This window comes from Anaerolactibacter massiliensis, assembly GCF_900290205.1.
Taxonomy (GTDB): domain Bacteria; phylum Bacillota_I; class Bacilli_A; order Erysipelotrichales; family Erysipelotrichaceae; genus Bulleidia; species Bulleidia intestinalis.
Map to the genome: position 1 here is coordinate 253,938 of NZ_OLMH01000001.1, position 18,693 is coordinate 272,630.

Sequence of the window (18,693 nt, forward strand, 5' to 3'; positions counted from 1 at the left end):
GATCATGGGTAAATGGAGGCTGCGCCCCTGGGTAAAGGGAAGCATTGTCCTGCTGGCTGCGGCAGGGGCTTTTGCATTGACTCATCTTAACCTTTCCGAGGAAGAAGAGATTGCGGCAGTACCATCTCCTTCGGAAACACCGCTTCCCTCTGCAGAACCGGAAGTATATACCGCAGATATCTTCATGACCGGGGACTGTCTGATTCATGGAGCAGTTTACGCAGATGCCAGGCAGGCAGATGGAAGCTATGATTTCCATCCGATGCTGGAGAATCTTAAAACGTGGACGGATGACTATGATCTCTGCTATTACAACCAGGAATCCATACTTGGAGGTACAAAGCTCGGGCTCAGCAGCTATCCGATGTTCAACAGTCCGCAGGAAGTCGGAGATGCAATGACTGACAATGGGTTCAATCTGGTTTCGCTGGCGAATAATCACAGCCTGGACAGAGGAGTGTCCGGAATTGAAAGTTCCATGAAGTACTGGAACAGCAAGGAACAGGTCGTGCATGCCGGAACGGGCCTGTCTGAAGAAGAGAGAGATTCCATTCCGGTCTATGAGGTGAATGGGATCAGCTATTGTTTCTTATCATGGACGTATGGCTGCAATGGTCTGTACCCTCCCTCTGATATGCCTTATCTCGTGAACATTTATACGGATCATGAAGAAGAACTGCTGGAACAGGTAAGAGAAGCAGATCAGAAGGCAGATCTCGTGATTGTGGCCATGCACTGGGGCGTGGAGTATACGCTTGAACCAGTGCAGGAAGTCAAGGACCTGGCTCAGCAGCTGGCAGATGCAGGGGCGGATCTCATCATCGGCAATCATCCCCATGTGATTGAACCGATTGAGTATTTCGGGGATACGCTCTGTTTCTATTCCTTCGGGAATCTGATTGCCGCACAGCTTGATACGGAAGATCGGATCGGCATGATCGGTGCAGTCACGGTCACCAAGACCGTGCAGCCGGATGGGGAAACGGAGATTTCTCTTTCGGATGCCAGGGCAGATCTGACATTTATCTGCTATGATTCGAATATCAGGAACTTCAAGGTGGTGCTTATGAGGGATCTGGACGACAGCCAGCTGGCGGATCATGAGGCAATCTATGACAAATATCAGAAGGTGTTAACGCAATATGATGGAAGAATTCAGATTGGTATGAAATAATCTTCTTGTCCAATAAATTATTATTGACGTCACAGATTCATATCGAAAGGAGATATTTGCATGACGGAGAAACCCAACGCAGTACCCGCGGATCAGTGTGCAGAAAAAGGACCGATCACCGATGACCTTCTGCGCAGAATGAATGACTACTGGAATGCGGCAAACTACCTCGGAGCTGCTCAGCTGTATCTGCTGGACAACCCGCTTCTGAAGAAACCTCTTACCAGAGACATGATCAAGCACAAGATTGTCGGACACTGGGGAACAGTGCCTGGACAGAACTTTGTGTTTGTTCACTGCAACAGAGTCATCAAACGTTATGATCTGAACATGATCCTGCTTTCCGGTCCGGGACATGGCGGCAACTTCTTTATTGCCAATGACTGGCTGGACGGATCTTATACAGAAGTCTATCCGAATATTTCACAGGATGAACAGGGCCTGCAGCGCATGTTCAAGCGCTTCTCGTTCCCGGGCGGAATGCCTTCCCATTGTGCTCCTGAAACACCGGGCTCCATCAATGAAGGCGGCGAGCTGGGCTATTCCCTGGCGCATGGCTTCGGCGCGGTATTTGATAATCCGAGCCTGATCGCAACCGTAGTGGTCGGCGATGGCGAAGCTGAAACGGGGCCTCTGGCAACGTCGTGGCATTCCAATAAGTTCCTGAATCCGATCACGGATGGCGCGGTTCTGCCGATTCTGCATCTGAATGGATATAAGATTGCTAATCCGACGGTTCTTTCGAGAATCTCTCATGAAGAGCTGGAAGACCTGCTGAAGGGCTATGGCTGGAAGCCGTACTTTGTAGAAGGCGATGATCCGATGACGATGCACCGGCTCATGGCTGAGACCATGGACAAGGTCATTGAGGAGATTCTTGCAATCCAGAAACATGCGCGTGAGACCGGCGATGCGGAGCGCCCGAGATGGCCGATGATCGTGCTGCGCACCCCGAAGGGATGGACCGGACCGAAAGTCGTTGATGGCAAGAACATTGAGGGCACGTTCCGTGCGCATCAGGTTCCGATCGACATGTCCAAGCCGGAACATACGAAGATGGTGGAAGACTGGCTGAAGTCCTATCATCCGGAGAAGCTGTTCAATGAGGATGGTTCTCTGCGTGCTGATCTGAAGGAGCTTGCTCCGAAGGGCGATCAGCGCATGGGGGCAAATCCGAATGCCAATGGCGGCAAGCTTCTGCATGATCTGGTAGTCCCGGATTTCCGGAAGTATGGTGTTGATGTCAAGGAACATGGTGCAGTCGAAGCCCAGGATATGACTGAACTCGGGAAGTTCGTCAGAGATGTGTTCCGGGCCAATGAGAAGACAAGAAACTTCCGTTCCTTCTCACCGGATGAAGCACTGTCCAACCGTCTGAATTATGCGTTTGAAGCAACGAATCGTCAGTGGAATGGCGAGATGCATGATTATGATGAGTTCCTGGCAAGAGATGGCAGATTCTTCGACTCCATGCTGTCGGAGCATATGTGCGAAGGCTGGCTGGAAGGATACCTGCTGACGGGCCGTCATGGCTTCTTTGACAGCTATGAGAGCTTTGCCCGCATCATCGATTCCATGGCTGCTCAGCATGCAAAGTGGCTCAAAGTATGCAACCAGCTGAGCTGGAGAGAAGAAATTGCTTCTCTGAATATCATTCTGACTTCTCATATCTGGCAGCAGGATCATAATGGCTTCACGCATCAGGATCCTGGTTTCCTGGATCATATGGCAAACAAGAAGGCAGATGTTGTCCGTCTCTATTTACCGCCTGATGCAAACTGCCTGCTTTCCTGCTTTGATCACTGCATCCGCTCCAAGAACTATGTCAATGTCATGGTCGCTTCCAAGCATCCTCGTCCGCAGTGGCTGAGCATGGATGAAGCAGTCAAGCACTGCACGCAGGGCATCGGCATCTGGAGCTGGGCTTCTACGGACCGCGGCGAAGAACCGGATGTCGTCATGGCATGTGCGGGTGATACGCCGACCCTTGAGACCCTGGCAGCAGTGCAGATTCTGCATGAAGAGATTCCGGATCTCAAGATCCGTGTCATCAATGTCGTCGACCTGTTCAAGCTGCAGCCGGCTACGGAGCATCCGCATGGTCTGACTGATGCAGAATACGACATGCTGTTCACGAAGAACAAGCCGATCGTATTTGCGTTCCATGGCTATCCGACGCTGATCCATGAGCTGACCTACCGCCGTCATAACCGTGATCTGCATGTACGCGGATACAAAGAAGAAGGAACGATCACGACACCGTTCGACATGCGTGTGCAGAATGATATCGATCGGTTCCACCTCGTGCAGGATGTATTGCTGAGATTGCCGCAGTATGGCAATAAGACTGCTTATCTCTATCAGAAGATGAGCGATAAGCTGGTTGCTCACAAGCAGTTCATCGATGAGTATGGCAGAGATATGCCTGAAATCGAGAACTGGAAGTGGAAACCGCTGGACTGATAACAGTATCAGAAACAGAAAAGATCGATGCGTGATTGCACCGATCTTTTTTAATGAGCGAACATACTGAGCGTTAAATACAATCTTAAATATGATTGAGAACTATAAAAGACTGATATGGGGAAAGATGCGTAGTGTAAGAACCAGGTATATTGGAAATCAGAAGTTCAGGAGAACTGCCAAGCAGCTCTTTGGGGAAATCTGAGGGTTGATCGCTGAAGTTGCAGACAACCAGGAGACGTTCATTCCTGCTCATGCGTTCATAAGCAAATATTTGTGGATGAGATTCCAGAAGCAGGCGGAATTTACCTTCTGTAAAAACATCGTATTGTTTTCTGAGCCGAATCAGCTTCTGATAATAGTGGAAAACGGAATCTGGGTCAGCAAGCTCCTGCTGCGCATTAATGGTATGGTAGTTCGGATTAACCTTCAGCCAGGGGATTCCTTTTGAAAATCCTGCATTCTTTGAATCTGACCATTGCATCGGAGTGCGTGCGTTGTCTCTGCCACGAGCATAAATAGACTGCATTACCTCATCTTCAGAATATCCTTCCGCAATTCGCTCATGATATAAATTCAAGGTTTCAACATCCTTATATTCTTCAATTGGCAGCCGGATATTTGTCATTGCAAGCTCTTCGCCCTGATAAATATATGGTGTTCCTTGAAGACCATAAAGCAATGTAGCAAGCATTTTTGCTGATACTTCACGATAATTCCGATCATTACCCCATCTTGAGACAATTCTAGGCAGGTCATGATTATTCCAGAAGAGACTATTCCAGCCACAATTGAACAAGCCGGTTTGCCACTTTGAGATTACTCGTTTCAGATCTGAAAGACGAAGAGGAGCGAGATCCCATTTCTCTTTTCCTTCTTGCTGGTCAAGGAGAATATGTTCAAACTGGAAAACCATCGAGAATTCTTTCCCGCTAGGGTCACTGAATTCTCTGGCACTCTGAATATCTGCTCCCCATGCTTCTCCGACGGTAATCAGATTCTTTCCTCCGAACGTGTTTTGGTTCATCTCCCGGATATATGCATGAAGCATCGGACCATTAGCAGTAATTTCCAAGTCAGGCTCTTTTGCAATCTGATCTATGACGTCGAATCGAAAACCTCCCACTCCTTTTCCGATCCAGAAATTGATGATTTCGTATAGCTGTTTCCGTAATTCGCTATTATCCCAGTTCAGATCTGGCTGCTGATCTGCAAATTGGTGAAAGTAATATTGTTTAAGAGCAGGAACGTATGTCCATGCTGAACCTCCGAAACCTGCTCGCATGCGATTCGGAGGGGACTCCGGACTTCCATCACGGAAGACATAGTAATCATGAAATTCTGAGTCTCTTGATTGGATTGCATTCCTGAACCAGGAATGCTGATCAGAGGAATGATTAAGCACAAGATCCATAATGATCCGGATATTTCTTTTTTTCGCTTCTGAGATCAGAAGATCCATGCTATCCATAGTTCCGAACATCGGATCTATCTGTCTGTAATCAGAAACGTCATATCCGTTGTCAACCTGCGGAGAAAGGCAGACCGGGCATAACCAGATTGCATCAATACCTAATTCCGAAAGGTAATCAAGCTTTGAAGTGATTCCGTTCAGATCTCCGATTCCATCCCCATTCGAATCAAAGAAGCTTTTAGGATAGATCTCATAGATAACCGCTTTTTTCCACCATTCCATTTACTGAACCCCCATCTGATCAAGGTTGATGAATCCGTTGTCTGCAGATTCTGTATAGAGGACAAGACGCTGCAGACCGGGAGCAAAATGAATTGTGACAGTACTTTCATTCCAGGTATCCCAATCAGAAGTCGTAGGAAAAGAAATATACCCGGTATCGTTTCCATCAACATAGATGTGCCGGACTGGCTCGCCTTCTGCAACTGCACTATAGTGGAAACCGAACTGATAATCTCTTTCCTCTTCAGTCTGGAAATCAAATGAAACACGATCAAACTGCTCTCCATACTGATCGACAAAACCAGTACCAAGATAATCAGAATGATTAGTATTGATTCCTGTATTGGCTAATAGCGCATTTTCTGGCTGCAGGACATTGCTATTATTGTTATCTGAGCAGTCCAGATCAATCATGTCCCAGTATTGAAGCGCTGGGACCGAGAATTGAACAAACTTTCCTCTTTCATCAGTTTCTGCAGAGAATAGACATGTCGCAGTGAGAATAGAAATCGTCAAACAGGTTAGTATTCTAATGATCTTTTTCATTGCTGTTTATCCAGATTATTTTCAAAAGATTCAATTTGCTGATGGCGAAGGTTACGAATAATCCATGCTGATCTGTTTCCTCGCTGTAGGTAACTGGAAGTGCATCAGGCTCCTCTGGAGATGCACACCAGATATTAACCGGAAGAGTATCAACCTGGATTCTGAAGACGATATTATTCTGAGGAACAGGTTCGCTTTTCCCCTGATTCCAATACGGATCCTGATTCCCTATCAAGTTAATCAGAAAAATACATTTTCTTTTTTTTTTTTCTTTCAGAATCATCCAGATTTTATCTGGTTCTCCATAAGGAGTTACAGGGTGAGAAACGCACCGATATTCATAGTTGTCCCAGCAGGTATGTGTGAAGGAAACATCATCCATGGTATGATCGAAAAGAATTTCTTCATAACGGATCATGAAATCACTGTAAGATCTCAGCATCATTTCCTGAAGATCTGTCAAAATGGAATGATCACTGTAGTATCCCTGTGTCAGGATACCGTGATCATCTCCGAGAAGAAGACAAGTCGCACCAAGAACCATGCATGCTGCAGAGAGATATAGGGATGCGTACATTGCACAGATCGGATTGTCTTCTCTGAAAGGCTTCAGATATGCGGCAAGGACGATTGGCTTTTCTGAAACAGAACGTATTTCGCGGACAATCTGCTGAAGGTGACTGTATTGCTCATAGGGTGGCCACACTTCAACATATACTGCATTCTGATCACATTTTGCAGTCTCAAGAACAGGCCAGTTTCCCACATTATTGAAAATCAGGCTTACTTGCTGTGAAGGGCCTAATGCATTTCTGGTTTCATTAATCAAAGAAGGAATTTCTTCTTTTAGATATATCAATCTTTTCCCATTTTCTCTTTGAACATATGCAGTTTTCGGGAATCCGTAAGTATCCATGTGAATACCATCAAAGTGCATCTGAGAAATTGCAGACTGATATTCATGGATGATGTGTTTTCGGTATTCTCCATCACGGGAAATATCCATGAGATAGAATTTTCCGATGAAGACAAATGGCTGGAGCAAAGAGTTCAGCATAGCTTCATCAGGATGGGAATAATAGTAGCCTTCGCTTGCTGCATAAATAGCTCCATATGCGATTGCTTTGATGCCTGAAGAATGGCATTGAGAAATCAGATCGTTCAGCACATTCTTCTTGATGTGTTTACCCATCATGTCTTCATACTCATCGTCATCAGAGACAAGATGATCATGACGGAACGACCAGTCGTAAAATTGAATTGCGTTGATATGGAATTTTGCAAGCCATCTGATGCAATCGGGGTTGTATGAATTAAATTCAGAGAGAAACCCATAACGAACGGTCTTCTCTTCCTGATTGCAGATTTCAAAGGATGTAGATAGTACTTTGTCTTTTAATATTACCTGGACACCGTAGCATTGAAAATGATCATGGAAAAATCCTAGATTCAGCTCGTTATTTCCGGAATGAAGGTCCCATTTAAGAGATTTAACACACTCTTGCAGGTGAAACAGATTGACAAGCCCTATTTCGTCTTCTTCCACCTGATCAAGGGATATTATTACCGGATCAGAAGAAGTATAAGTTCCTCGGCATGTATAGAGTTCAGGCTTCATCCTTTTAGAGCTCCTTCGTTTAATCCTTTTATCAAGCTCTTCTGGAAGATAAGGAATACGATAACAACAGGGACAATCGCAATTACTGCAGTGGCAGCCATCAGATTCCAGTGTGCACCTGCAAATTGCTGGAAATATACAGATAGTGCCTGAGGGACATTATGCTTATCACTGCTCTGAAGGAAGAAAACTGCCTGGGAATAATTGTTCCAGATTCCGAAACCATTTAGAATGACAACAGCAGAAATAGATGGTTTGAGAAGAGGAAAGATAATATGCCAGAAAGCTTTCATCTGACTGCAGCCATCTATCATTGCTGCTTCCTCTAATTCTTTTGGAAGTGCTTTGATAAAATTAGAGAAGACAAATACGGCCTGAGGGAAAGCGAGAGTCGCCAGGACTACAGATAACCCCCAAAGCGTGTTGACTGCATTAAGCCGAATCATTAACGTGTAAAGGGGAACAGTAATGATGATTCCAGGAACCATCATGCAGCCGATCAGAATTCCATAAACTGTTTTATTGAACTTGCTCGGAATGCGGGCAACTGCGTATCCTGCCATTGCCCCTAAAACTACAATCATGATCAAAGAAGAGAAGGTAATGATTCCAGAATTTAGCATAGCTCTTGAAATGTTAGATTTCTGCCATCCTTCTGCATAGTTTCCAAGATAAAAATCCGGAATCAGAGCCTGAATGTCATACATATTTTTCCCGGGTTGATCAAGAGAAAGAATGAGCAATATCACAAAAGGACATAATGACATCAGACAGATTGCCCATACAAGAATTGTTCTAAGAATTTTCCATATATGTTCCATGATTATCCCTCTTGAGTTTTTGTGAAATGAAGGCTGATTGCAACTGGTATTACTACAATGATGAACATAATCAAGGCAACAGCAGTGGAGTATCCAGTTTTTGCGCCATAGCACATGCGCATAATATAAATACTTAGCGTTTCAGTAAGATACCCCGGACCTCCTCCGGTAAGAGACATCACGATATCAAATACGCCAAGAGAACCGATGATATTCGTTACAACATTGATTCTGATAGCAGGCATCAGGAGAGGCAGTGTAATTTTCCAGAAGCATTGCCAGCTGGTTGCACCATCTATTTTGGAGGCTTCGAAATATTCTTTGGAAATGTTCTGAAGCCCAGCAAGATAAATGATCATAGTCATGCCTGCATATTGCCAGACATTTACCAGAATCAGGACGATCATGCAGGAAGAATATGATGCCTGCCAATTTCCAAACCATTCCGGGTGCCCAATCAACTGAACGAAATTATTGAAGACACCTCTTCCAGGCTGCAAAAGCAGATACCAGATATAGCCCATAATTAATGGCGAAATCACTGCAGGAAGATAAATACAAGCACGGATGAAAGTTCTTCCCTTTATAGAAGAATCATTCATGAGAAGTGCATAAATCAATCCGATAACATTGAGCAAGGGTGCACTTCCTAGAGCAAACAATACGGTGGTCTTGATATCATGAAGAGCACGCTGATCATGAAAGAAATCAATGAAATTCTGAAAGCCGACAAATTCAGGAGCTGAAATGCCATTCCAGTTGGTAAAGCTCATGCCAATTCCTTTGCATAAGGGATAAACAAAGAACAATCCATAGAGAATTGTAACTGGAAGAATCATCAGCTTACTGTAGTTGAATTTTTTCTTCATATGCGAAAATACCTCAGAAAAAGGATTAATTAGCTTGAAATATGGCATGCCTTTGCAGGCATGCCATTACAATCTCGAACTGAGCGAAAATCAGTTCCCCATTCCATCATTCCACGCTTTGGTATAAGCGTCGGCAAATCCTTGCGCATCGTACTGCCCAGCAAACAGCCCCTGGAGCAGGCGGCCGGCATCATCGCCAGAGAATCCTGCTGGTTTCTCGTTGGTGAATCCAATATTTGCCGCATTATTGAGAGCATTGTTTACTTCCGCAACAATTTCGCTGGGTGCCCACTCTGCATCTACATCGTTGAATGCACTCGGTGCTTTTGATGCTTCACTATATTTTTTCTGATTTTCAGGAGAGAACAGGAACTCAAGGAATTCAATGCATTCATCTTTGTATGGCGTTTCTGAAGAAATGGAATAACCGGAATCTTCGGCGCTGAGCACCACTGGTTTTGAATCAGGCATATAAGCAGGGTAAGGAGCGAATCCAAGATTATTGATGATATCTGGGTTTGCTTCGAGAATGCCTGATAAAGCCCACATTCCGTTAGAGAACATTGCTGCTTTCCCAGAGGCAAAGTCCTGAACACAGTTGTCACTTGTGGCAGTGAGAACATCCTCATTGATAAGTCCTTCGTTCTGAAGATCAAGCATATCCTGTGCAAATACAACCATGGGGCCATCCGGATCATCAAACCGCAGCTTGCTCTGGTCATTGGAAAGCATTGCCTTCTTTGCCTCGATTGTGCCAAGCGTTGATTTGATGTAACCATGTGGCACGAATTCAATCCAGTGACCGAGATGCCATGCTTCACTTCCAAAGATAAATAGAGGAGTTACATCAGGCTGTGTTTCCTTGATTGCTTCGAGCATGGTTTTGAAATCATCATAGTTTGCGGGGAATTCTTCATAGCCAGCTTTTTTCAGTATTTCCTTGTTGTAAAAGATTCCAGCCATCGTCCGGTTTGTGCAGATCCGATAAACTTTTCCGCTTTCTACATCTGTAACTGCTTCTTTCATTTCCGGACTCATGCGATCCCAGAATTCGTTCATGTCCGTCAGATCCATGTATTTTCCTTCATCCACGAATTCCTGCTCATAAGTGGTCATAATATCTGGGACTTCATCAGAAGCAAACTTGATCTTGATGACATTGCTTGCGTCTTTCTGATATTCCTGTTCAACTTCAATGTGATCCTGCGAGGAATTGAAATCATTAATGATTTCATTCATGACATCAATTGTTTCAATTTTCCCGGTAAAGAATTTCAGGTGAACCTTTTCTCCGGAAGTGTTCGAAGAACTTTCAGAAGCGCTTGGGCTTCCACTTACAGATGCCTGTGAGGAAGAACCGCATCCTGCCAGCATACAAGCGGACAGGAATACGACCGTTCCACGTTTTAAAAAATTGTTATTCATCTTTTTCTCCCTTTGACTTCGAAACCGCGGTTTGCATTTTTATATTAGCTTTAAGAAGAATTGAAAAGATTCCGATTATTTTGGATTCTGGTGTCGTTTTTTTGGATAGTTGTTATTTCCGGTTCTTCTTTGAATATACTTAAGTTATGAAAAAAATGTATAACTTATCATTTCGGACAAAAATAATATTACCAGTTGTCGGTGTCGTTTTTGCTTTTGTCACATTGTCTTCATATTATTACTATTCGTTTTACTCTAACAGACTCCTAGAGCAATCATCAAAACAGACACAGCAGATTATTGATCAAGCCTCAACCAATATTTCAAATTATATAGATGAACTTTCTAGAATTACATTGGCGCCATATTACGATGGACATGTGCTGGAGATTCTGAAAGAATCTGAAAATGATCCATCTCAGTCATTGAATAATACGAGACAGATCGAATCATTTCTTTCTTCGGTAATGACTCTTCCTCGGAAAGAAGTGCTTAGAGCATATATTCTGACAGATCAGAAAAGCTATTCTTATATTCGCACACCTTTTGATATGCCTGAAGTTTCGACGTATCAGGAATCAGATTGGTATATCCAAGCCGCAAATTCCACGAAGCCAATCTTCCTTGAACCACGATTTGAACATGTATATGGTGAAAAGACAACGCCAGTGTTTTCTCTTGTCCGTCAGCTGCGAAGCATGGATGGGAAGTATACAACGCTAGGAGTAATTAAGGTCGATGCTGATTTTTCGGGCATTAAAGAAATCTGTGATCAGATAAATCTAGGGGATGACGGAATCATCTATATCCTTGACTCCAGTAATCAGGTTATGTATGAAACGAGGAATACTGCAAAATTTTCGGGTTTTTCTCTAGCCTCAGCGCTTACTAGCTCGGATGTATATGACGATGATGGAAATCGATATTATTCTGCAGCAACTGCTGTAAATAATTATGGAATCAAAGTTGTGGCCCTCCAGTCATATTCATCTTTTCTTCATCCTCTTCGGAGAAATCTGATCAGAATGATGCTGTTTTCAGTGATCTTCATTGCAGGCATCAGCGTGTTATTTATTCTGATTATTAATCATCTTCTGGAGCCGATACTATCGATCGTTGATCTCATGAAAGAAGTGCAGAAAGGGAACCTTTCAGTTCATTCTGCAGTTCGCTCAAATGATGAAATCGGATATCTCGCTTCGTCATTTAACCAGATGGTAGACAATCTCTCGCTGTATATTGAGAAGAACACAAAGCTATCAGAGGACGTCTATCGAGCCCAGTATCTTCAGAAGGAAGCACAATATAATGCTTTATATGCACAGATCCGGCCTCATTTTCTTTACAATACGCTGAATACGATTTCTCTTCTGATCAAATGTGATGAACAAGATCAGGCTGTTAATGCAATCGAGCTCTTCTCGATTTACCTGAAAGGGATCATGAATGCCGATAAAATCATCACCCTGGAAGAAGAAATGAAGATTTGCAGCTCATATTTAAGCATTGTGAAAATCAGATATCAAGATAGGCTTGAATATTCGATTGGAATAAACCCTGAGCTATACGGGCAGAACATCCCTGCACTAACTATTCAGCCGATTGTAGAAAACTCGGTAAAGTATGCGTGCGAATATAACAGAGATGTTACTCATATCCGTGTTGCCTCCAATTTTTATGATCAGGCTTATGAAATAGTGATTTCTGATAACGGGCCAGGAATGTCTGCTGAAAAGCTGGCAGAGATTAATAAAAAGCTAGAAGAAATCAATACGTCCCCGGAAAAGGAAACATCAGGAAATATCGGGCTGATCAATATTCAGAAAAGACTTCGTCTGAAATATGGCGAAAGAGGAAAAATTCTAGTAGCTTCAAATCCAAATGGGACAACAGTAATACTTTCGCTGCCCTATTTACCTCAAGGAGAATAACAATATGTATCATGTTCTGGTGGTTGATGATGAGCCTTTGATGAGAACTTATTTATCAAGGTGCATACCGAAATTCTGCTCTGATTTTGATGTGCCTGCTGTTTCCGGAGATGGAATTGATGCGGTGAGAAAACTTGGTGAGCTGAATTTTGATGTATTGATTACTGATATCAAAATGCCAGGTATGGATGGATTGGAACTAACTCAATATTGCAGGAAGCATTACCCGAATATGGCTGTGGTAATTATCTCTGGTTATACAGATTTTGAGTATGCACGTAAGGCGATTCAATATCAGGTGATGGATTATCTTGTGAAGCCGCTCATTGACAGCCAGCTTATTGCAGTATTGGGAGAGATCAGCAGTCGACTTTCGGACTCGTGCGGCAATTCGAATTTCACTAGAGTATTCTGCCCGGATAATCCTGCAAAAGGAAGTATGATTCAGACAATTCTTGATAAGAATACCGAAAGAATAAAAGCGATGATCGATGACCGTCAGATTCAAAGCGATCTAGTAAAAAGATATTATTGCCTGATAAACAGTACGCGTGTACAGACCATTGAAAAATCATCGGAATTCTATCAGTACCAGTTATTTTCGAAAATCTGCGAACTTGCAAAGAATGACCGTATGATTCCGCTCTTTACAAAAGATCAGAATTCTCTGGTTTATTTGGAAGGATCTTCTGCAAAGAATATACAGGATCAGGCAATGGATATTTCAGCAAAGCTTGTATCTGCTTTTGGAGAGAACGCTCTTTCTGTTGTGGTGTCTGAACCGATTGATGATGTATTATTGCTACCCGCTTCATATGAAGAAATTCTTAAGGATAATTCATTGACGGTAATTTCTGATAAAGGCGTTTATTTCGAATGGCAGGAAATGCTGCTAAGGGCAAAATATCAGCATCTGCAGACGTGCAGTAATCAAATTATTGAAGCATATCGTGATGGGGCTCCTGACCAGGTGAAGGTCCATCTTGATATCCTGTTTGATAGTATTCCGATCTCAATGAATCGATTTGTGTTCATCCAGCTGATGAAATTCTTATGCAACGGTGCAAATGTTTCAACTCCTTATCAATACTTTGCGATTCATAAGGATGAGATCAATAACAATACCTTCAGAGCACTGTTTTCTGAGGCATTCATTCAGACGATGGAGAGAAAAAAGATTGGTTCCAGTGCTCCGCTGATCCAACAAGCTGTAGAATTCATCAAGCTTCATTATCAGGAAAATATATCTCTGAGTGATGTTGCTAGAGAATGCAATGTCACAAGCAGCTATCTTTCCGATCTATTCCATAAAGAAATGAATCTGCCTTATTCCAAATTCCTAACAAGTCTGAGAATGGAACAGGCGAAGCTTCTGTTAGAAACATATGATTCAATCAGAATTTACGATGTGGCACAGAAAGTCGGTTTCTCCTCTTCAAAACACTTCATTAAGGTGTTTAAGCAGTACTTTGGTATTTCACCGGCACTATATCAGAAATATCACGAATCGAGAAAGTAGATGAAAAGCAGGCTGCCAGTCAACAAACTACTAAAATGTTTGACACCTAATCAAAGCTTCTGACGGCTAGTCTATCTCAGGATTCATTAACTTTCTTGCCGGTCATATGATCGATCGTCAGTTCCAGCATCTGCACAGTTCTGCAATAGGTGTTTACCTCATCCTCAATATACTCCGAATCGTCCGGAAAATACTTCATTCCCAATTTCCTGAGGAAGGAAGCTGCCTCATCATCAGCTTCCATCAAACGGATCGTGCCGAAGACGGTAACGCTTTCCACATCCAGCCCGCGCTTGACAGAAGATGGGACTCCATGCGTGAAGACATTGAAGGAAACCTTCGGATTTTCCTGAATGATGTCCATTTTATGCCCGGCCTTAGAACCATGAAAATAGATTCTTCCGTTTTCATAATAATAGTTCAGCGGGATGGCATAGGGCTGACGATCGCTTCCGCATACGGCAAGCACGCCTCTTCGCCCTGATTCCAGAACTCTGATGCAAGCGTCATCTGACATCTGCTGCTTGAATCTTCTCATCTGAGGATACATCACGATCCCTCCTGTATATTCGATGTTATTATCCTATCGCACTGCATGCGAATTCAGTGAATATATCTTCGGATTTCATGTTCGGTCTTCCGGATGAAGTCTTCAGTATCCACACATGGGTTTTTCAGATTCTTGTGAATCAGGAGACCATCGGAAAGAATCAGAATCAGCCACGAGGCATATTCTGCATCGACGTCTGGATTGCGCTTGGCAATCAGTTCTCCGATTTCCTCTGCAAAGTGTTCATATCGTTCCAGCAGCCGCTGTCTGGCGTGTTCATTGCCTTCGGTTGCCTCATAGATGAAATGAAGACGGATCCCGACATTCTCGGTATCTCTCTGCAGAACGTATTTGACGAGTCTGGGCAGAGAAGTGTCTTTTGCAGTATTGGAAGTCCAGGCATCCAGCTCTGCCTGCTGTTCTTCCAGATAGCGGTCCATCAATGCGAAAAGCAGATCTTCTTTATTCGGAAAGTGGTAGTAAAGAGTGCCCTTGGAGACATGAGCTTTTTCGGCAATTGCCGCAAGTGACAGATCTGCGCTTGCTGTTGTTTCCAGCAATGCCTGTGCTGCATCGAGTATTTCTTTTTTGACATCATCATTGCGAGGAGCGGCCATTGGGGAATCCTTCCTTTCACTGATTGACACTATGATACCAGAATGCTATGATGCATGCGTAATGAGTCGGCCAAGTAACCGACTAAAGCAATTCTAACATCATTGAAAAGAAAGGAACAGAATCATGCAGACAGAATCTTTGCAGAAGAAGCTGAACGCACGCTTCCATGCGGATCTGAATGTCCGGATTGAAGATCGCAGCATCTTTGTTTCCGGCACTCTGAATTCCTGGCAGGAAATTGTTGAGGCGTGTTCGATGTGCGTCTCCAAGAAGCCGGGTTGGCATGTCGTCAATGACATTCAGCTCTCCGGAGTCACCATGCCGAAGATGCGTCTTCCGGAGCTGGAAGATCAGGAACTGGAGGGGAAGAACCCGGATGTTCTGATTATCGGAGGAGGCATTTCAGGTACCAGCATTGCCAGAGAACTGATGCGATATCAGCTGAACGTGCTGCTGGTGGATAAAGAGGCAGATGTTGCCTTGCATGCTTCAGGAAGAAATGATGGCGAAGTCCATCCTGGGGTGGATCTTGCCAGAGGAACTCTGAAGCAGAAGTATGTGGTCCGCGGGAACCGGATGTTTGATCAGGTCTGCAGAGAACTGGATGTTCCATTTCAGAGATGCGGACAGTATGTTGGTTTCCTGGATCAGAAGCTGTATCCGATCCTTGCAGCATACGCGTGGCAGCGGAAACATATCTGCGGGGTGGATGATACGCGCCTTGTTTCCAGAGAAGAACTGAAACAGGCAGAACCGCATCTGAATCCGGAGTTCAGGTTTGCTCTGTACAATCCGATGGCAGGCTCGGTATGTCCTTACGGACTGACGATTGCCTATGCTGAGAATGCGGTGCAGAATGGCGCAGAGATTTCTCTGAATACCGCAGTGACAGGCATGGATGTCAGCAATGGCAGGATCACTGCAGTTCATACGAACCGAGGAACAGTCTATCCGAAGATCGTGATCAATGCGGCGGGGGTCTTTGCTGAAGAGGTTGCCCGCATGGCACAGGATCGTTTCTACTCGATTCATCCGCGCAGAGGAACGAATTCAATCATGGATCATAAGACAGCTTACCTTTCAGAAGGGATCGTATCCTGGAAGCCGATGAAGAAAGAACATACGCATTCCAAGGGCGGCGGCATCGTGCATACCGTCAGTGATAATCTGCTGGTCGGACCAGATGCAGTGGAAACGTATGAGAAAGAGAACTTCGCAACGAATCCGGAATCGATTGATACGGTATTTCAGAAACAGAATACCACGTGCCCTGATCTGAACCGGAGAGAGATCATCACCTACTTCACAGGAATCCGTGCAGCAACTTTCGAAGAAGACTTCATCATCGAAGAAGGAAGAAAGACGCATAATCTGATTCATGTGGCAGGCATCCAGTCACCTGGTCTGACCACTGCGCCGGCAGTGGCAGCAGATGTGAGTCATATGGCAGAGCAGATGCTTGAACATGCAGGCATGAATGTCCGGAAGAATGAGTCCTTCACCCCTATGAGAAAGGGAATTCCTCATATGAAGGATCTTCCGCTGAAAGAGAGAGATGAGATGATCCGGAAGAATCCGGATTATGGGATCGTCATCTGCAGGTGCGAAGAAGTATCGAAGGGAGAAATCATCGATGCGATTCATAACCCGCTTGGCGCAGTATCAGTCGATTCCGTCAAGAAGCGGGTGAGACCTGGCATGGGCAGATGCCAGGGAGGCTTCTGCTTGCCGCTGATCATGCAGATCATTGCGGAAGAGAAGCATATTCCGCTGGAAGAAGTGAAGAAGAGCGGCAGTCGTTCCTGGATTGCCTGCAGAAAGACAAAGGAGAGTGGTCAGGATGAAGCAGATTGATGTGACGGTCATCGGCGGCGGACCTGGCGGACTTGCGGCTGCGATTGCGACAAAGAAAGCCGGTTCAGAAGTACTGCTCATTGAGCGGGAGGCCAGGCTTGGCGGAATCCTGAAGCAGTGTATCCATGATGGCTTCGGGCTCATGCGGTTTCATGAGAAACTGTCAGGGCCTGAATATGTGGAACGGTTCATCGCAGAATTCCATAGTCTTGGGATTCCATCGGAGATTCTGACCTTCGTGACAAAGATCGAACGGAAAGAGAAGCTGTTTGAGATCACGTATGTGAATCAGAAGGGTGTTTCTTCAGTCTGCTCAAAGACGATTGTGCTGGCTACTGGGTGCCGTGAGCGTACGGCAAAGCAGGTATTCATTCATGGCACAAGACCTGCTGGGGTATTCACAGCCGGAACAGCACAGCATATGGTCAACCTGCAGGGAATCATGCCGGCTCAGAAGTGCGTGATCCTCGGCAGCGGCGATATCGGTCTGATCATGGCGAGGAGACTGACCCTTGAAGGCGCAGAAGTACTTGGAGTCTATGAAGCAAAGAGCACACCGAGCGGATTGACGAGGAATCTGGTGCAGTGCCTGGATGATTTTGGAATTCCGCTCCATCTTTCGACCACCGTGACCAGAGTATTCGGAGCAGATCGTCTGGAAGCAGTTGAGATCAGCAAAGTTGATGAACAGATGCACCCGATTCCAGGTACCGAAGAGAGAATTGACTGCGATGCGCTGATTCTTTCGGTTGGCCTGATTCCGGAAAATGAAATTGCAGAATCCATCGGGACAGAGATGGACCGCCGCACCAAGGGACCGTCGGTGGATGAGACATTGATGACCAATGTCCCGGGGGTGTTTGTGTGCGGCAATGCGCTGCATGTGAATGACCTGGTGGATTATGTCTCGGAGAGCGGTGAAACAGCAGGATCTGCTGCCGCTGCTTATGATGGCAGCGAACATGCATGCATCAGGATGGATGCGGATCAGTCGCTTCTGTATCTGGTGCCGCAGCGGATTTTGAAAGCAGATCCGCAGAATCAGCCGATCACCATCTATTTCCGCACTTCCAAGCCGATGGAGAAAGCTCGCTTTGTGATCATGGATGGGAATAAAGAAGTGTTCAGCAGAGCATTCAGCCATCTCCGGCCGCCGGAAATGCAGCGCCTGATTCTGCCTGGAAATCTGGATGGATTGCGCCAGAGCAGCACCCTGAATGTGATGCTGCAGGAGGTAGCGGAATGAAAGAACGGAAGATGACCTGCATCGTCTGCCCGAATGGCTGTGCATTAACGGTGAGAGAAGAAAACGGGACCATCATGGTTGAAGGCAATAAGTGTCCGCGTGGGAAGGCATTCGGAGAGAGTGAAATAACATGTCCGATGCGCACGATCTGCACGACGGTCAGAACGATTTTCCCGGAAGTGCCGGTATTGCCGGTGCGGGTGTCATGTGAGATTCCGAAAGATAAGATCTTTGATGTCATGAAGGAAATCAATCGGGTTACGGTCACCGAGCGGCTAGGCACGGGAGACCCGGTGATCCGCAATGTACTGGGATTGAATGCCGATGTCATTGTGACCAGCAGCATTCTGAAGGAGGGATAAT

15 protein-coding genes are annotated in these 18,693 nt (G+C 45.0%); 7 read left to right on the plus strand and 8 right to left on the minus strand.

Annotated features, from left to right (window positions below):
* Window positions 1-4 precede the first annotated feature (4 nt).
* Window positions 5-1,174 (plus strand): CapA family protein, encoded by a 1,170-nt coding sequence (locus tag C7E00_RS01320; protein ID WP_167836417.1) that lies wholly within the window; start codon window positions 5-7, stop codon window positions 1,172-1,174.
* Between the two features lie 60 nt (window positions 1,175-1,234).
* Window positions 1,235-3,637 carry a phosphoketolase family protein gene (locus tag C7E00_RS01325; RefSeq protein WP_105302562.1) on the plus strand — a complete coding sequence of 801 codons (2,403 nt, stop codon included), beginning with the start codon at window positions 1,235-1,237 and terminating at the stop codon, window positions 3,635-3,637.
* Window positions 3,638-3,722: 85 nt separating this feature from the next.
* Here the strand turns inward: C7E00_RS01325 and C7E00_RS01330 are convergent, their stop codons facing one another.
* From C7E00_RS01330 to C7E00_RS01355, 6 genes are all read right to left on the minus strand, one after another.
* A complete protein-coding gene (locus C7E00_RS01330; protein WP_105302563.1) occupies window positions 3,723-5,333 on the minus strand; it encodes a glycoside hydrolase family 13 protein in 1,611 nt (536 codons plus the stop codon).
* Window positions 5,334-5,879, minus strand: a complete 546-nt coding sequence (locus tag C7E00_RS01335) for a carbohydrate-binding protein (protein WP_105302564.1) — start codon at window positions 5,877-5,879, stop codon at window positions 5,334-5,336. It lies immediately after the preceding gene.
* Window positions 5,863-7,497 carry a glycoside hydrolase family 66 protein gene (locus C7E00_RS01340; protein WP_105302565.1) on the minus strand — a complete coding sequence of 545 codons (1,635 nt, stop codon included), beginning with the start codon at window positions 7,495-7,497 and terminating at the stop codon, window positions 5,863-5,865. Before C7E00_RS01340 ends, C7E00_RS01335 begins: the two co-directional genes overlap by 17 nt.
* Window positions 7,494-8,318: a carbohydrate ABC transporter permease gene (locus C7E00_RS01345; protein WP_105302566.1), complete on the minus strand. Its 825-nt coding sequence runs from the start codon at window positions 8,316-8,318 to the stop codon at window positions 7,494-7,496. Before C7E00_RS01345 ends, C7E00_RS01340 begins: the two co-directional genes overlap by 4 nt.
* 2 nt (window positions 8,319-8,320) lie before the next feature.
* Window positions 8,321-9,187 (minus strand): carbohydrate ABC transporter permease, encoded by an 867-nt coding sequence (locus C7E00_RS01350; RefSeq protein ID WP_105302567.1) that lies wholly within the window; start codon window positions 9,185-9,187, stop codon window positions 8,321-8,323.
* Window positions 9,188-9,277: 90 nt separating this feature from the next.
* Window positions 9,278-10,612 carry an ABC transporter substrate-binding protein gene (locus tag C7E00_RS01355; RefSeq protein WP_105302568.1) on the minus strand — a complete coding sequence of 445 codons (1,335 nt, stop codon included), beginning with the start codon at window positions 10,610-10,612 and terminating at the stop codon, window positions 9,278-9,280.
* 155 nt (window positions 10,613-10,767) lie between these two features.
* On the opposite strand from C7E00_RS01355, the gene C7E00_RS01360 reads away from it, so the two are divergent.
* Together C7E00_RS01360 and C7E00_RS01365 are read left to right on the plus strand one after the other, a co-directional pair.
* On the plus strand, window positions 10,768-12,543 hold the full coding sequence (locus C7E00_RS01360) for a cache domain-containing sensor histidine kinase (protein ID WP_167836418.1): 1,776 nt from the start codon (window positions 10,768-10,770) through the stop codon (window positions 12,541-12,543).
* A 4-nt stretch (window positions 12,544-12,547) separates the two neighbouring features.
* A complete protein-coding gene (locus C7E00_RS01365) occupies window positions 12,548-14,062 on the plus strand; it encodes a response regulator (RefSeq protein ID WP_105302570.1) in 1,515 nt (504 codons plus the stop codon).
* Between the two features lie 76 nt (window positions 14,063-14,138).
* Here the strand turns inward: C7E00_RS01365 and C7E00_RS01370 are convergent, their stop codons facing one another.
* A complete protein-coding gene (locus tag C7E00_RS01370) occupies window positions 14,139-14,612 on the minus strand; it encodes a pyridoxamine 5'-phosphate oxidase family protein (protein WP_105302571.1) in 474 nt (157 codons plus the stop codon).
* A 53-nt stretch (window positions 14,613-14,665) separates the two neighbouring features.
* On the minus strand, window positions 14,666-15,229 hold the full coding sequence (locus C7E00_RS01375; RefSeq protein WP_105302572.1) for a TetR/AcrR family transcriptional regulator: 564 nt from the start codon (window positions 15,227-15,229) through the stop codon (window positions 14,666-14,668).
* A 124-nt stretch (window positions 15,230-15,353) separates the two neighbouring features.
* Here C7E00_RS01375 and C7E00_RS01380 point away from each other — a divergent pair, with 124 nt between their 5' ends.
* From C7E00_RS01380 to C7E00_RS01390, 3 genes are read left to right on the plus strand one after another with little or no spacing between them, the layout of a single operon-like run.
* The gene (locus C7E00_RS01380; protein ID WP_105302573.1) at window positions 15,354-17,084 is read left to right on the plus strand and encodes an NAD(P)/FAD-dependent oxidoreductase; all 1,731 of its coding nucleotides are present in this window, start codon (window positions 15,354-15,356) and stop codon (window positions 17,082-17,084) included.
* A complete protein-coding gene (locus C7E00_RS01385; RefSeq protein WP_105302574.1) occupies window positions 17,071-18,330 on the plus strand; it encodes an NAD(P)/FAD-dependent oxidoreductase in 1,260 nt (419 codons plus the stop codon). Before C7E00_RS01380 ends, C7E00_RS01385 begins: the two co-directional genes overlap by 14 nt.
* The gene (locus tag C7E00_RS01390) at window positions 18,327-18,692 is read left to right on the plus strand and encodes a DUF1667 domain-containing protein (RefSeq protein WP_105302575.1); all 366 of its coding nucleotides are present in this window, start codon (window positions 18,327-18,329) and stop codon (window positions 18,690-18,692) included. The genes C7E00_RS01385 and C7E00_RS01390 overlap by 4 nt, the downstream gene beginning before the upstream one ends.
* Window position 18,693 lies beyond the last annotated feature (1 nt).